12 protein-coding genes and 1 pseudogene are annotated in these 15,207 nt (G+C 49.1%); 6 read left to right on the forward strand and 7 right to left on the reverse strand.

Annotation, left to right across the window (positions count from 1 at the left end; genetic code table 11):
• Window positions 1-90 precede the first annotated feature (90 nt).
• The 5 genes from HA50_RS23850 (at window position 91) to HA50_RS23875 (ending at window position 6,974) form a co-directional block, all read left to right on the forward strand.
• Complete coding sequence (locus HA50_RS23850) at window positions 91-1,221, forward strand: RNA-guided endonuclease InsQ/TnpB family protein (RefSeq protein WP_084880193.1); 1,131 nt, start codon at window positions 91-93, stop codon at window positions 1,219-1,221.
• 692 nt (window positions 1,222-1,913) lie between these two features.
• On the forward strand, window positions 1,914-2,936 hold the full coding sequence (locus HA50_RS23860; protein ID WP_084879291.1) for a LacI family DNA-binding transcriptional regulator: 1,023 nt from the start codon (window positions 1,914-1,916) through the stop codon (window positions 2,934-2,936).
• Between the two features lie 189 nt (window positions 2,937-3,125).
• Window positions 3,126-3,863: a gluconate 2-dehydrogenase subunit 3 family protein gene (locus HA50_RS23865; protein WP_084879292.1), complete on the forward strand. Its 738-nt coding sequence runs from the start codon at window positions 3,126-3,128 to the stop codon at window positions 3,861-3,863.
• A 17-nt stretch (window positions 3,864-3,880) separates the two neighbouring features.
• A complete protein-coding gene (locus tag HA50_RS23870) occupies window positions 3,881-5,653 on the forward strand; it encodes a GMC family oxidoreductase (RefSeq protein WP_084879293.1) in 1,773 nt (590 codons plus the stop codon).
• A 10-nt stretch (window positions 5,654-5,663) separates the two neighbouring features.
• Window positions 5,664-6,974, forward strand: coding sequence for a c-type cytochrome (locus HA50_RS23875; RefSeq protein ID WP_084879294.1), 1,311 nt, complete (start codon window positions 5,664-5,666; stop codon window positions 6,972-6,974).
• Between the two features lie 53 nt (window positions 6,975-7,027).
• Here the strand turns inward: HA50_RS23875 and HA50_RS23880 are convergent, their stop codons facing one another.
• The 4 genes and pseudogenes from HA50_RS23880 to HA50_RS23895 all read right to left on the reverse strand — a co-directional run bounded on the left by HA50_RS23880 (window position 7,028) and on the right by HA50_RS23895 (window position 11,405).
• Window positions 7,028-8,329 (reverse strand): MFS transporter, encoded by a 1,302-nt coding sequence (locus HA50_RS23880; protein WP_084879295.1) that lies wholly within the window; start codon window positions 8,327-8,329, stop codon window positions 7,028-7,030.
• A gap of 312 nt (window positions 8,330-8,641) precedes the next feature.
• Window positions 8,642-9,484: an HAD hydrolase family protein gene (locus HA50_RS23885; RefSeq protein ID WP_158087436.1), complete on the reverse strand. Its 843-nt coding sequence runs from the start codon at window positions 9,482-9,484 to the stop codon at window positions 8,642-8,644.
• A 155-nt stretch (window positions 9,485-9,639) separates the two neighbouring features.
• Window positions 9,640-10,911, reverse strand: a pseudogene (oxlT, locus tag HA50_RS23890) (oxalate/formate MFS antiporter).
• 245 nt (window positions 10,912-11,156) lie between these two features.
• On the reverse strand, window positions 11,157-11,405 hold the full coding sequence (locus HA50_RS23895) for a YdgH/BhsA/McbA family protein (RefSeq protein ID WP_084880196.1): 249 nt from the start codon (window positions 11,403-11,405) through the stop codon (window positions 11,157-11,159).
• A gap of 487 nt (window positions 11,406-11,892) precedes the next feature.
• Between HA50_RS23895 and HA50_RS23900 the strand changes: the two genes are divergently transcribed.
• Window positions 11,893-12,273 (forward strand): helix-turn-helix domain-containing protein, encoded by a 381-nt coding sequence (locus HA50_RS23900; RefSeq protein WP_084879297.1) that lies wholly within the window; start codon window positions 11,893-11,895, stop codon window positions 12,271-12,273.
• A 54-nt stretch (window positions 12,274-12,327) separates the two neighbouring features.
• Here HA50_RS23900 and HA50_RS23905 read toward each other — a convergent pair whose 3' ends face one another.
• The 3 genes from HA50_RS23905 to HA50_RS23915 all read right to left on the reverse strand — a co-directional run bounded on the left by HA50_RS23905 (window position 12,328) and on the right by HA50_RS23915 (window position 15,059).
• Window positions 12,328-12,723 carry a helix-turn-helix domain-containing protein gene (locus HA50_RS23905; protein ID WP_084879298.1) on the reverse strand — a complete coding sequence of 132 codons (396 nt, stop codon included), beginning with the start codon at window positions 12,721-12,723 and terminating at the stop codon, window positions 12,328-12,330.
• A gap of 231 nt (window positions 12,724-12,954) precedes the next feature.
• Complete coding sequence (locus HA50_RS23910) at window positions 12,955-13,734, reverse strand: D-glutamate cyclase family protein (RefSeq protein ID WP_084879299.1); 780 nt, start codon at window positions 13,732-13,734, stop codon at window positions 12,955-12,957.
• Entirely contained in the window at window positions 13,731-15,059 is a 1,329-nt protein-coding gene (locus tag HA50_RS23915) for an MFS transporter (protein ID WP_084879300.1), read from the reverse strand. The genes HA50_RS23910 and HA50_RS23915 overlap by 4 nt, the downstream gene beginning before the upstream one ends.
• Window positions 15,060-15,207 lie beyond the last annotated feature (148 nt).

The following is a 15,207-nucleotide window of genomic DNA, read 5'->3' on the forward strand; positions in this document are numbered from 1 at the left end:
ACCTCGCCCAATCGGGCGGGGAGGAAAGGAGGGGGCTTTCAGGCTCACTTCTTTTTGTCTTTTCACAATGACTCCTGTAATTTTATACATATGAAACGTGCTTATAAATATCGGTTTTATCCAACACCTGAGCAGGTTGAGCTTTTAGCTCAAACCTTCGGCTGTGTGCGTTTTGTCTACAATTCAGTTCTCCGCTGGCGTACTGATGCGTACCGACAGCGGCAAGAGAAGATCGGCTACATTCAGGCCAATGCCCGACTCACCGCCCTGAAAAAAGAGCCTGAATTTACCTGGCTGAATGATGTTTCCTGCGTCCCTTTGCAGCAGGTCTTACGCCACCAACAGACCGCCTTTTCTAACTTCTTTGCCGGACGCGCAAAATACCCGACATTTAAAAGCAAGCACCACAGACAATCTGCCGAGCTGACGGCAAGTGCTTTTAAATACCGTGACGGCAGGCTGTACATGGCGAAAAGCAAAGTGCCTCTGGATATCCGCTGGTCGCGTCCCCTGCCATCTGCGCCGTCAACAGTGACAATTTCAAAAGACGCAGCAGGGCGATATTTCGTCTCCTGCCTGTGCGAATCTGAGCCTGTATCACTGCCGATCACTGCTAAAACGGTCGGCATTGATGTTGGTTTAAAAGATTTGTTCGTCACCGATACCGGATTCAGACAAAGCAATCCCCGCCACACCGCGAAATACGAAAAGCGCCTTGCGTTGCTACAGCGTCAATTGAGCAGGAAGAAAAAAGGCTCAAAAAACCGCGCCAAAGCCCGTTTAAAGGTTGCCCGACTCCACGCGAAAATAGCTGATTGCCGACTGGATGCCCTGCACAAGGCAACCCGCAGACTGATCAACGAAAACCAGGTTGTCTGTGTTGAATCCTTAAAAGTGAAAAACATGATCCGAAACCCTAAGCTGTCTAAGGCGATAGCTGACGCCAGCTGGGGCGAATTTGTGCGCCAGCTTGAATATAAAGCTGAATGGACCGGGCGCTCAGTGGTCGCCATAGATCAGTTTTTCCCTTCGTCAAAACGCTGTAGCGGTTGCGGTCACACCCTGTCTAAACTTGCGTTAAATATCCGGTCCTGGCATTGCCCTGAATGTGGCATTGAACATGACCGTGATATTAACGCTGCAAAAAATATCAAAGCTGCCGGGCTGGCAGTGTTAGCCCACGGAGAGACTGTAAAACCTGAACCGCGGAGCGCGGCTTAGGTTAGGCTCTGTGAAGTGGGAATCCTCGCCGTTTACGGCGGGAAGCAGTCAACCATGGATATGTCCGATGAGTTGTATGTGATGAGAAACAGCTGACGATGTGCAGATCGCGACGTCAGGGTTACGGGTGTGTAATGCAACTTAAGAAAGGATGTTACATTTTGCACCATACCTGTATAATCTATGTATGGTTAATAACAACTGTCAAGGCTTAAAAACACCTCGCAACAAACATAACAATATGAAATATAATGACTTATCAAAACTTCAGGTCAGGAAACCTGGGGTGGGAGGGGGAATGGAACAGCAGCACGCGGGTCATCGTATGCGCAGCAAAGGCGCACATGATGGTGCATTGGCAAAATAGAGAGCCATGTCAGGCCTTTTCATCTGCGTTACAATTTTTAACAATTGCAAAATCAATAATTAACACCATCATTCCACGTTTTTAATTATCTGATTATATTCATCTTTTTTACATCACGTGATTCACGTCAAATTTTCACCCTTTTGCTACCGTTGGCAAAGGGTGTTGCCAACGGTAGCAAAGGAAAACATAATCGCAACATCACTTCACGCACAGACTGTGTGGGATGAGTAAATCGCTGAAACACTCCCTCTAAGCATTTGGGCGCATGGAGAGGATACTTTATGCTGTGTGCCATGACGCGTCCGGACACAGTGTATTGAGTATGAGTAGAGCGAAAAGCGGTGATAGAAAATTTCAGCAACCGACGGCAGATGACGTTGCCAGGCTGGCTGGTGTTTCGAAATGGACGGTACTGCGGGCTTTCAAAGAAAATGCCTCCATTTCCCCTGAATCCAGAGAGGCGGTGCTAACAGCGGCGAACCAGCTGGGGTTTCGGCCAAACCTGCTGGCACGCGGCTTAAAGCAGCGCAGCACAAAGATTATTGGCGTAGTAGCCGATGAGTTCAGCAATCCGCATACGCTGCGCATGCTGAAAGAGGTGACTCAGCAACTCAACGAACGTGGCTACATGACGCTGCTGTTGAATATTGAGTCTCCGGAAAATTATCAATCGGTACTGCAAATGGCCGGTCAGCTGCAGGTTGATGGCATCATTTATCTGGCCACCATTGTCAGTGATGAGTTGCTGGTGGTGGCCGAATCACTTCACCATATTCGGGCTATTCATGTGTTCCGAAACACCGATAGTGCTGACGTTGAAGTGGTTAACAATGATGGATTCAAAGCGGGCCAGGCGCTGGGACAAGTGCTTCTCAGTGAGAATTACCAGCGCTATGGCTATATGAAAGGGCCTGATACCGCTTCAAATCATCTGTTAAGAATGGAGGGGTATGAAGCTTGTCTGGCTTCGCAAGGTCAGTCATTAGAGGTTGTGCTGGTGGCCGGGCATTACGACCGCGATCTTGCTTATCAATGCATGATGGCATATCTGCATGAAACGCCAGCAGATCAACGTATCGATGCATTGTTTTGCGAAAACGATGTACTGGCTTTCGGTGCCATCCAGGCCATACGGGATTTCAGTCCGGATCTGCATATTGGCGTGGTGGGATTTGACGATATTGATGAATCTCACTCCAGTACCTGGGAATTAACCAGCTGGAATCAGCGAGCCGACCTCCAGACCGCCGAAGCCATCAATCGGTTACTGGATGATCGGATTGATGAAGGGGGTGAGTGGCAGAAAGGAGAATTACGCCTGCGCCGCTCGCATCTTAGGAAATAAATTATGCTTTCGCCATTATTTATATAATGGCGAAAATAACAGGAGACCATTACCCAACAATCTATCGCCGTCATATTCGATCTACTCAATTCAAAATCCAATAACACTGTCTATTAGATACATTCTTCTGAATATTTTATCAGTGAGCGTGTTCATGTAGTCGGTGACTCTTTTTGCCTGGAGCATCGTATGGAACGCAGAAGTTTTATTAAAGCAGGTTTAGTTCTGGCAGGAACAGGAACCGCTGCATCTGTATTTAAGCCAGCAGGTGCAGCTGAAAATAATAATGTATTGCAAGGTGGGAAACTGTGGCGCGCTAAAGAAACGGCCTTGCCGGTACCCGCAGACCCAACAAAGCGATTATATCTGAATGAACGCGAATACAACCTGGTCACAGCCATCTTTGACCGCCTGATACCCGCCGATGAACTCAGCCCCGCCGCATCCGAAGCGGGTTGTGTCGTCTTCCTCGATAATCAACTCGCCGGAGATTATGGTAAGGCGAGCTGGCGTTATAATCAGGGTCCATTCGAAAATGGCACCGCATCTCAGGGTGTTCAGACCCCCTACACACCTGCGGAAATTTACCGCAAAGGCTTACTGGAACTGGATAACCATTGCCTGTCGCTTTTTGGCAAATCCTTTACTGCTTTGTCTCATGACGCCCAGGATAGTTACCTGGAAAAAATGGATTCGGGTGAATTCAAATACCCCACCTTTTCTTCAGAGGTCTTATTTGGACAGTTTCTGTCGAATGTGATGGAAGGATTCCTCGCTGATCCTATTTATGGTGGCAACCGCAATATGGTCGGCTGGAAAATGATTGGTTTCCCTGGTGCACGTTACGACTATCGTGATTATGCGCCGTTAAAAGGACAGAAACTGAATATCGAACCAATCAGCATTATTGAACTTCTGAAAGCATAAACCCGACAAGGCAAATTATGAATTACACCAGACCTAAGGCTGATGCCGTTATTATCGGCCTCGGATGGGCCGGTTCGCTTATGGCTGAGGAACTGACCCGCGCAGGATTAAATGTCGTCGCAATTGAACGTGGCCCATGGGAACAAACTCAAACTAACTTCTCTCCTGCGATTGCCGCCGACGAGCTACGTTATGGCGTGCGACGCGAGATTTTAAAACCACCACGGGTAGAAACGCTGACCTTTCGTAATGACAGCAGCCAAAAAGCCCTTCCCGCTCGTGACTGGAATGCCTTCCAGATGGGATTCAGTGTCGGCGGTGCTGGCAAGCACTGGGCGGCGAATGCCTGGCGTTTCAACCCTTCTGATTTCGAAATGGCGACCCGCCTGCGCGATCGTTACCATAATATGAAGCTGGCTGACGGCCTGATCGTGCAGGACTGGGGCATCAGTTATGCCGAGCTTGAGCCTTTTTATGATCGTGTGGAGAAAATCGCCGGTATTTCAGGCAAAGCGGGCGTCATCGGCGGCGTGACACAACCCGGCGGTAACCCGTTTGAAGGCAGCCGCACCAGCGAATACCCTACTCCCCCGCTGATCCGCTCCCACTGGAATGATAAGTTTCACCAGATCACCGAGAAGATGGGCTACCACCCGTTCCCGATTCCTGCCGGAACCATTGGCGCAGCCTATACCAACCCTTTGGGTGTAAATCTTGCCCCTTGTACCTATTGCGGCTACTGCGGTTTCTACGGCTGCGGCAACTGGTCCAAATCATCACCTAATATTTGCGTTGTCCCGGCGCTGATGGACCGGACTAATTTCACGCTGCTGACCGAATGCACCGCGCTTTATATCGATAAAGCCGCAGACGGGAAAACCGTGACGGGGGTGACGTTCCGCGATTCGGATGGGAATACCGGTTTCCAGCCTGCGGATATCGTCTGCCTGTCGGCTTATCAACTGGATAACGTGCGTTTGCTGTTGCTGTCCAAAATCGGCAAAGCCTATAACCATGCGACCGGTGAAGGTACGTTAGGCCGTGCCTATAACTATCAGACCATGTCGATGGGCTATCTCTATTATGAAAATGAACATATGAACCCGTTCATTTCTACCGGGGCCTTATCGACGCAGATTGATGATTTCAACGGTGATAACTTCGATCACTCCGGATTAGGGTTCCTCGGTGGCGCAGGGATCCAGGCGCTGTCCGATCAGGGTACGCCGCTGGGAATGACTGACCGCCTGCCCCCTGGCAGTAAAATGTGGGGCTCAGCCTGGAAGAAAACCTTCCAGAAAAGCTACCAAAACTACGCCAAGATTCAGGGCCAGGGGACTTCATACTCGCATCGCGATTCTTATCTTTCGCTCGATCCAAACTACAAAGATGAAAATGGCCAGCCGTTACTGCGACTGACCTTTGACTACAACCAGAATGATCGACTCATGGCGCGCTTTATCCGCGATCGCATCGAAGATATTTGCCGTGTATCCGGTGCCACATCCTGGGAGACAGAAGCCTTCCCGGATAAACACAACTCCCCCTTCCGCGCCTATGACAGCTCGCACACCATTGGCGGCGCGGTGATGGGGCTGGATCCGGCGACCTCGGTGCTTAACCGCTATCAGCAACATTGGGACGCGCACAACCTGTTTGTGCTGGGTGCTTCTTCTTATCCCAATAACGGTGGATATAACCCCACCATTACCCTCAGCGCTCTGACGCTGTGGACCGCCCACGCCATCGTCAATGACTACCTCAAAAATCCGGGATCACTGGTGCGATAAGGAAAATTTCATGGGTAAAAACATTCGACGCGTCGCCTATGGCGTGGTCACGGTCGCGGTACTCGGCGCGATAGGTTATACCGCGTTAGTGCAATACGGGCTGCATAAAAGCTACCCGCAACAGGTGCTGGTGGCTGAGAATCATGATCAACTGAACGAACAAATCAAGCGCGGGGAGTATGTTGCCAGGCTGTCAGATTGTACGGCCTGTCATACCGCAGAAGGGGGTCAGCCGTTCGCCGGGGGTTATAAACTTAACACCCCATTTGGCGCGATCCTTTCTTCCAATATCACTTCCGATCCGGATACCGGCATCGGCGGCTGGTCGCAGGAGCAATTCGATCGTGCAGTGCGCCACGGTGTCGGCTCTCACGGGTACCTGTATGCGGCGATGCCCTACAATGCTTACGCTAAATTAACCGATCAGGATTTAGCCGATTTGTGGGCCTATATCCGTACCATTCCGCCAGTCAAAAACCAGGTTGTGGAGAACCAGCTCCCGTTCCCGTTCAATCAGCGCTGGACGCTGGCAGGATGGAATCTTCTATTTTTCAAAGACAAAGTATTTGAGCCACAGGCTAACGTCAGTGACCAGGTGAACCGCGGTGCTTATCTGGTTGATGGGCCTGGACACTGTTCATCCTGTCATACGGCAAAAAATATGCTGGGTGGCGATACCTCCGCTTATCTGCAAGGGGGAGCGTTACAGGGATGGTACGCACCAGACCTGACGCCTGACCCGCATGCAGGTCTCGGCAAATGGAGTGAAGGCGATATCGTGTCTTATTTGCGCTCGGGCACCAATAAGATGACTGCGTCATCCGGTCCAATGACGGAAGCCATCGAAAACTCGACGCAGTACATGACAGATGACGATCTTCAGGCAATCGCACTTTATCTGAAGTCTCTGCCTGCATCCGGAACACCGGTGCCCCAGCCTCTTTCAGCTGACAATACCGCCATGATTGTGGGCAAGAAAGTGTTTGAGTCTCAGTGCAGTGCCTGCCATGTTTCTAATGGGAGTGGCATCCGTAATATGATCCCTGCGCTGGCAGGCAATCCGCAGGTGAATTCCCCTGACCCATCAAGCCTGATTAATGTGGCACTGAATGGCAGCCAGGGACCCTTCACCCATGCAAACCCAACGGCAGCGGGTATGCCGGGTTTTGCCCAGAAACTCTCTGACAGTAACATCGCGGATGTGATGACTTACATTCGTAACAGTTGGGGTAATTCGGCTGGACAGGTCTCTACAGAGGATGTGGCAAAAGCACGTTCATCAACCCAGGCGCAGCCGTGGCTGGGTAGTAAAATACAGTAATCGATAAATCTAAGCCCCGGCAGATTTTCCCCGGGGCTTAATTAAATATCTTGTTATTCCAGCATCAGGTTAACTTTTCCGGCATCGGCTTCATTATCGCCGGATGAATTAACATAAAACATCACGACAACCGACATCAGCAGCGAAACTGCCATAAAAGTATAGGATGCACCCGGCGAGTTGGTTAAACCATTTAAATAACCGACTAACCATGCACCGAGAAATGCCCCTAACGCGCCACAGCAATTAATCAGCCCCATTGAAACACCCGCCACATTCTTCGGCAGAATTTCCGGAATTAAAGCAAAGAAAGGTCCATAGGGTGCGTACATACAGGCCGCGGCTAAAACCAGTAAGCCATAAGACAGCCAAAAATGCTGGGAACCAATCAGCCATGAACCGAAGAAGGTTATCGAAGCCACCATTAATAATGGCCAGATAAATACCTTCCGGTTTTGAAATTTATCCGATAACCAGGAAACCAGCAGCATGGTGACAATCGCGGCAAAGTATGGCACCGCGGTGAGCCAGCCAACGGAGACAATATCAATGGTGGCGGCCATTTTCAGGATGGAAGGCATCCACATCATAAAACCATAAACTCCCACGCTCCACAGTGCATGAACGAAACACAGCATCACCACTTTTTTGGATCGCAAAGCCTCGCCATAGTTGCGCATCGGCTTAATATTCTTTTGTTCTGCATCGAGCTGGTTTTGTAACACGCGTTTTTCTTCAGGATTCAGCCAGGTCACCTGTGATGGCTTATCTCTGACCAAAATCCACCAGGCAAATGCCCACACTAGCGCAGGAGCCCCTTCAATCATGAACATCTCACGCCAGCCGAAGGCATCAATCAGATAACCCGATGCGATTGACATCCATAACACGGTCACCGGATTGCCTAATACGAGGAAAGTATTCGCTCTGGAACGTTCGGTCTTTGTGAACCAGTTACTGATATAAATCAGCATTGCCGGCATCACCGCCGCTTCGACAACGCCCAATATGAAGCGGATGACCATCAGCATGGGGATATTGGTCACAAATCCGGTGGCGGTGGCACAGAAACCCCACAAAATTAAGCTGACGAAAATAAGTTTCCGCACACTACGATGAACGGCGTAAATTGCGCCCGGCACCTGAAAAAAGAAATAGCCTAAAAAGAACAATGCCCCAATCAGCGACGACGTGGCATGAGATATCCCCAGATCTTTTTCTATTCCCGATGCAGCAGCAAATCCATAATTGGCCCGATCCAAATAAGCCAGGCTATAAGTGATAAATATAACTGGCATTAAATACCACCAGCGTTTGGCAGGTAATGCAATATTATTCTTATGCATCTCTTTCATCGGTGCGCCCCTGGATATGAAAGTTACTATTGGAAGACAAACGGGATAATTTAAAAAAACCACCCAATCTGTTACCCGTAACCTTATCTGAAGCATCATCACAAGAATTGTGATCAATGTCTCAACCAGGTTTTTACATCCTGTCCTGTAACTTAATTTTGGTAACACGTCTTTGTAACATTACGCAGCAGCCAGACTTGACTATTTAAAGGGGCAATGAGCCATACGGATAAGATAAAATACCCGCCTGTGAGTTCTGACGGATATTTTTCTCAGTAAAGACTCATCAGAATTCCGCAGGGACTGAGTGGGCTACCGATTCAGAAGGTCTTTTTCGATGAACCTGACCACAGCATCTGCATCGCATGAAGGAATCACCTCGGTCGCGATAGCTTTTGCTTCTTCAATCCCGTTCTCAGGAACGTAGCAGCGATCAGCATTCATCAGCATCGGCAGATCATTAAAGTTATCGCCAAACGCCACCACTTCGTTAGCACCCAGATAATCTCTCAGGAAGTCAATGGCTGAGCTTTTTGACGTCTGATCAGACAGGATATTCATAAAATAAATATCCGGTTGCGCGCTGTAGACATCACGATTGAGCAGGCAATGCGCGCCCTCTTCGCCGGTGATAGCGTTTTGCAGTAATGACAGGGTTTGGTAGTCATGGTAAATGACAAAATAGAGCGGGACGTACTCTTCCGGCAGTTCACTAAATGACGCCGTTTTGAAGATATTCTCCCCCAGAAAGGGGCGCTTACTCTCGATAAAATGCTGGCTCAGGTCATCATTGGCTGTCTTATAGAACAGGCCATACTCAGTGCCCTTCAGGCAGTAGAGAAATCCTTCCTGGCCGCATCGTTCCAGTTCCCGTTCTACCGCCCGGATTAAATCATTGTGTAGGCGCAGGGTTTTAACCGGCTTGTCCGCAATCATATCGAAGATAAACAGCCCATCACTGAGTATCGCCGGACAGGAGAACTTCACGCCTTCCAGCAGCATGTTGACTGAACTCAGCGTTCTGCCCGTTGCACAGGTGAAAAACACGCCTTTGTCAAAGAATCCTTCAATGGCATGTCGGGAATAGTCCGACAATACCCCGCCACTGTTCAGGAGAGTCCCGTCAAGATCGCTGACATAGAGCGTTTTTTTCATCTTATTCCTCTGGCTGACAACAGCGGTATCTGCATGCGCCATATATGCCATACGCCATAAGGAAATGATAGTCCTGGTACTTGTGTTTAAGACAGGTACTCAGGACCAAATCTGATACCCGTTACCGGGCAGAAACAGATTATTTACGGACTATCTCAGACTGACGCTTTGAGTTGCTGGATAAAACGGCTGCGCCAGGGTTTGAGGACCAGTAAGGCCAGTAACGCACACACAATATCCAACATAATCGCGCATGCGAACACCAGACTCCAGCTGCTGGTATGCTGATACAATAATGCCGCCAGCGGACCGCCAAAGATTGAACCAATGCCCTGAGAAATATACAGCCATCCATAGTTAGCGGTGGCGAAGCGGGTGCCAAAGGTATCGGTTAACGTGGCCGGGAATAACGAAAATATCTCGCCCCAGCCAAAAAACACCAGCCCGGACAGCAAAACAAACAGCAGAGGATCATCTTTGCACAGTAGCCATAACGTCATTGCACAACCTTCCAGCCCAAACGCAATGAACATCATCTTTTCACGACCAATACGGTCGGAAATATAACCGCACACCGGTCTGGTGAGGCCATTCATAAAACGGTCAATGGTCATGGCCAGAGGCAGCGCAGCCATACCCAGCACCGTCACTGAAGTAATACCAAAATCACCGGCAAAAATGGCCATTTGCGATGTCACCATCAGGCCGGACGTTGACATCATGGTCATCATGACAAACATCAACCAGAAAAGTGGCTGACGTAACATTTCCCGCGATGTGAAGTTTTTGCTGCTGACATGGTGGGGAACATCGGCGCTCTGAGCCGTTGAAGCTTGCGGTGCCCTTAACCCCTGGCTGGCGATAAAACCCACCACAGCCATTATCAGGCCAAACTGCCACAAGGTATTTTCCAGCCCTTTCGTTGCTAAAGAGGTGGTGATAGGAAACGTCGTCAGTACCGCCCCCATACCATATCCGGCTGCCACCATGCCGGTCGCGAACCCTCTCTTCTCCGGGAACCAGCGCACCATCAGCCCGACGACACCGATATAAACAATGCCGGTGCCCAGCCCTCCCAACACACCATAATAGAGATATAACTCCATCAGCGATTCCATGCGCGCAACCAGCATCCAGCTGAGTCCTGTCAATACGGTCCCTACGGCAATCAATTTACGTGGACCAAAGCGATCAATAAGCTTGCCCTAGATAGGTGAGAAGAATGTTTGCAAAATAATCAGAATTGAAAAAGTAATCTGAATCTCGGCCAAAGGCGCATTAAGCTTTTCCATCAATGGGCGGGTAAATAATGCCCAGACATATTGGGGGCTGGAGATCGATATCATACAAAGCAGCCCCAAAGCCAATTGACCCCATTTTTTCTTTTGGCTTACTACAACAGCGTTAGACAATGCTGTATTAGTCATCTTAATGCTCCGACTGACAAGTGAGTCAGTCAGCGCTGCATATACCATGCCAAAGTGAATATCAGTGTTCTGGCGACACCAGTGGCAGAATATTGGAATATTACCGCAACTGCTTGCACCAAAATGTTGCAATAACAGGAGAAAGAATAGATTTCGGAGAGCAATACCGCCTGTCACTGACCGAATTTTAATCAGGACGACAGCATCTGCAACGGAGTTGCCTGACACAACTCCGTTTCAATTAATTATTTATACACTTCAGCTACCGCTTCAAAATTGGGTCCATGTTCACGAGCCGCGATGATAACGTAATATTTCCCCCCTTTTTCATCCGCTTTTTTTGATAGCTCATCATGTAAATCACTTGGGGATCCGACAGCCCCCTGAGTATCCATCACGGTTACAGTACCAATTTTTGTTAATTTGTAGTGGCTGACTTCGTCTTTTGAAACCAGCTGGGCTGCTCCAGCGCCTGCACTCACCATAAGTAACATAGCCGAAATAATAAATTTATTTTTCACCAACGCCTCCTGAGATGCACATGAATAGATAAGATAATTTTGAATATTTAAAATCTCACCCCAGGAAAAGGTAGACGACTAAAATGTTAAATATTATGCAAAATGTGTTGCGCTATAGAAGACCGTTTTTATTGAATGGAGGGGAAACATCATCTTCTCTTTACTATAATGAAAATACTGTCATAAAAAGTTCAAAAACGTCTTAACAGACATCCTGAATACAACTTCAACACATTCCGGATCTAAACAGCATTGGCTGGCGCAAGATTATTATATTTTTATCCAATAATTTTATATCTTTATAAAAAACATTGGACTTTCAGAAAAAATATAATTTTATTACTTGTCGCAATTATCACCCAGAGTTACGCTTAAATTCATCGCACGCTTCGTTATAACTTTATATAACCTTTCCACTTTATATTTCGAATAACACCACCTGCAACCGAGGGATTTTGAAATGGTAAGAAGAGAAGTTATTATCCATGACCTTGAAAGTTGGATTGAAAGCTGGATTGACAACAACATTAACTCATCCCTCAGGATTGATGATGTTGTCAAACGCTCTGGTTATTCAAAATGGTATCTTCAGAAAATGTTTTCAGTTGTGAAAAAGAAAACACTGGGGCGCTACATTCGTGATCTAAAGTTGTTCAAGGCAGCATGCGACCTTGTTTATAGTGATGAAACCATCATTGCCATCTCATTAAAATATGGTTATGACTCTCAATCCTCATTCACCAGAACATTCACGCAAAACTATGTTTTCCCACCTTCAGAATTCCGACGTTTATGCAGAGATAATCCGGGGATCACTAAAGAGATGCTAAAAAACAGATGACAGGACACCCCTTATAATTAAAATATTTCCCAGGGATGGTGATAAAAGTTAGAATTATTTACTTATACACGCAGCAACATCAACTGACACCAGATAAAGAGGAATTTCCATTCCTTCCAGTTCCCAGTCATCAGATTTACGATAGCGGGCGGGAGTGTAACCGAACTGTTTCTTAAATGCCCGGGTAAAGGATTGCTGCGAATCAAAGTGCCAGGCAGCTGCAATATCAATAATGGGTCGCTTTGTCATTCTCAGCTCCATTGCTGCCATGGAAAGTTGTCTCCCTCTGATATAGGCACAAATGCTTCTCCCCGTTACCGACTTAAACATTCTTTGCAAATGAAACTTTGTATAGCCAGATTTATCTGACACCCGTTCGATAGTTAAACGCTTTGTCAGGTTACTTTCTATCCATCCAAGCAACGCGAGAATCGTGTCGTACTGATTCATCCCCGGATCTCCAGTTATGCTTTTTGATTTTTTATAATGAAGGAAATACCACCCGAGGCCTGTAAACAGAATAGCAATATGTGTTGTATCAGGGAGAAAAACAGGTTGCCTGGAAAGGACAGCCAGAATATAGATATGGATGCCAAAAGATTAAAGCCGGAGGGTAAATTTACCCCCCGGCCCTCGAAATTGAATGCAAGCTTTAAAGTTAATTGGTTGCCTATCTTTGCGTTAACGCAGTTGCGCCGAGTAGTGTTCTACTGTGTCATCCAGCACCAGCATATGCCCGGCATAGTGAGTAAACAGATACGCACTCCCCAGCGCGGGTAACACCTGCTGCGGTGTCACGCCACAGGCCCAAAACACCGGCACCTGGCCGGGGTGCACCCCGGGAAAGACGCCGAAGTCCGGTGCCGCCAGATCAGTAATCCCGATCTCAGTGGGATCGCCAATATGTAACGGCGTCCCATGTGCAGAGGGATAAGCCGCACTCAGCGCCACCGCTTCATCCACTTTATCTGCTGCGACGGGACGCATACTCACTGCCACGTATCCCTGCATGCGGGCAGTCGGCTGGCACGAAATCTGTGTCAGATAGACCGGTGGCGCGGCAAGACTCACCGGAATACCTGCGCGGCGCAATGCGCCATCCAGCGAGTGACTGCATCCCAGCAGGAACGCCACGGCATCATCCGGCCAACAGTCGAGCAGATCGTACGGCTCGTCTGCCAGCTGGCCCTGCTGCCAGACACGATAACGGGGAAACATGGTACGCAGATCAATGTGGCTCTTTCCCATTAAAATTTCAGTCTGCCCCGCTTCGCTGACTGCTAATACCGGGCAGGCTTTCGCATTGCGCACGCAAAACAGCAGGAATTCATAGGCGTCGGACTGCGGCAATACCACCAGATTGGCTTGCTGATAGCCATCCAATAACCCAGCCGTGGGCTGACGCCATTCGCCACGCGCTGTCGCCGCGCGTAACGCCGCCGGTGTGGTATACGAGGTCATTTAAGCACCTCATTATGGGTATCTTTGAGGCGCATCAGCGTCCACAGGCTAAGTAGCGCCGCGCATGCCATAAAGATGCCCGGCACCAGCAGGAAACCGGTTTTATTGATCAGCAGGGTCACTAAATACGGCGTGATACCGCCACCCAGAATCGCACCCATATTGATGCTGATCGCCATGCCGGTGTAACGCATGGCTGTCGGGAACTGCTCGGCATAGGTGGGATACCCTACCGACTGCACAATCGGCATCGGTAAGGTGGCAATAAACATCGCCAGCGCGGCCAGCCAGATGTTGTGGTGGTCCATCAGCATCATCATCGGGATCACCAGCACCACATAACCGATAAATCCAATGCGCAGAATGGCACGACGGCCATAACGGTCTGACAGACCGCCCCAGAACGGCATCATGCTGGCCATTGCCAGGCTGATACCGGCCATCAGCCAGAACACCTGTTTTTTGTCAAAGCCCAGCCAGGAGGTCAGATAGATATTCATAAACACGAGGCCAATCCAGTAACCGGCATTCTGGCCGAACGTCAGCATGATGACGCGCAACATGGCGGGCGTTTGGGTACGGAAGACATCGCTAAACGGATGCTTTTGTATCTTGTTGCTGGCAAGAAACTCTTTAAAGGCCGGGGTTTCTTCGACCTGGTGGCGAATTAACGCCGAGAAAATCACCAACGGAATGGTCAGCAGGAAGGGTATGCGCCAGCCCCATGCCGCCAGCTGAGTATTGTCCAGCAGATTGCTGGTCACACCGCATACCAGCGCGGCAAACCCGCCACCGAGCGCCACCCCTACCGGGGTGAAGGCACCATAAAAACCGCGTCGCCCCGTCGGTGAAGATTCGGCCACAAATGCCGCCGCGCCAATAATTTCCGCACCGGCAAAGAATCCCTGGATCAGGCGCAGCACCACCAGCAGCAGGGGTGCCGCAATACCTACTGCGGCGGCGGTTGGCAACAGACCAATGGCGGCCGTTGCGCCTCCCATACCCAACACGGTCAATAATAATACTTTGCGGCGTCCGATACGGTCGCCAAGTCTGCCCAGCAAAACACCACCCAGCGGACGAATTAAGAATGCGCTGCCAAATACCGCCAATATCGACAGCAGTGCTGCCGTATCATTTCCACCGGGGAAAAACAGCGGGCCAATAATAACTGCCATAAAGCCATAAATACCGAATTCATAATATTCAATGGCGGTGCCGGTCATGGAGGCGATAGCCGCACGCCGGGCAACGCTGCTTTCACCATACTGTGGTTTGACACGCCCGCGAGGTAAGGTTAATTGTGATTCAACTTCATACGACATTTTTCACCTGCCTTGTAAAACAATGAGATGGAGGTTCAATATCAGCCGTGCGGCTATTGGTTTTTTCTGAACACTGTCATTGATCTGGAGCAAGAGAAATGCCATTTGTCGAACTGATAAAAATGTTTCGTGCTTAGCGCCACTGAAT

It is taken from the genome of Pantoea cypripedii (genome assembly GCF_002095535.1).
GTDB classification, from domain to species: domain Bacteria; phylum Pseudomonadota; class Gammaproteobacteria; order Enterobacterales; family Enterobacteriaceae; genus Pantoea; species Pantoea cypripedii.

Bases quoted from the DNA above. Each gene is read 5' to 3' on its own strand.
- HA50_RS23860 (WP_084879291.1), top strand. From the start codon at position 1,914: ATGAGTAGAGCGAAAAGCGGTGATAGAAAATTTCAGCAACCGACGGCA.
- HA50_RS23900 (WP_084879297.1), top strand. From the start codon at position 11,893: ATGGTAAGAAGAGAAGTTATTATCCATGACCTTGAAAGTTGGATTGAA.
- HA50_RS23910 (WP_084879299.1), bottom strand. From the start codon at position 13,734: ATGACCTCGTATACCACACCGGCGGCGTTACGCGCGGCGACAGCGCGT.
- HA50_RS23850 (WP_084880193.1), top strand. From the start codon at position 91: ATGAAACGTGCTTATAAATATCGGTTTTATCCAACACCTGAGCAGGTT.
- HA50_RS23915 (WP_084879300.1), bottom strand. From the start codon at position 15,059: ATGTCGTATGAAGTTGAATCACAATTAACCTTACCTCGCGGGCGTGTC.
- HA50_RS23875 (WP_084879294.1), top strand. From the start codon at position 5,664: ATGGGTAAAAACATTCGACGCGTCGCCTATGGCGTGGTCACGGTCGCG.
- HA50_RS23895 (WP_084880196.1), bottom strand. From the start codon at position 11,405: ATGTTACTTATGGTGAGTGCAGGCGCTGGAGCAGCCCAGCTGGTTTCA.
- HA50_RS23870 (WP_084879293.1), top strand. From the start codon at position 3,881: ATGAATTACACCAGACCTAAGGCTGATGCCGTTATTATCGGCCTCGGA.
- HA50_RS23885 (WP_158087436.1), bottom strand. From the start codon at position 9,484: ATGAAAAAAACGCTCTATGTCAGCGATCTTGACGGGACTCTCCTGAAC.
- HA50_RS23865 (WP_084879292.1), top strand. From the start codon at position 3,126: ATGGAACGCAGAAGTTTTATTAAAGCAGGTTTAGTTCTGGCAGGAACA.
- HA50_RS23905 (WP_084879298.1), bottom strand. From the start codon at position 12,723: ATGAATCAGTACGACACGATTCTCGCGTTGCTTGGATGGATAGAAAGT.
- HA50_RS23880 (WP_084879295.1), bottom strand. From the start codon at position 8,329: ATGAAAGAGATGCATAAGAATAATATTGCATTACCTGCCAAACGCTGG.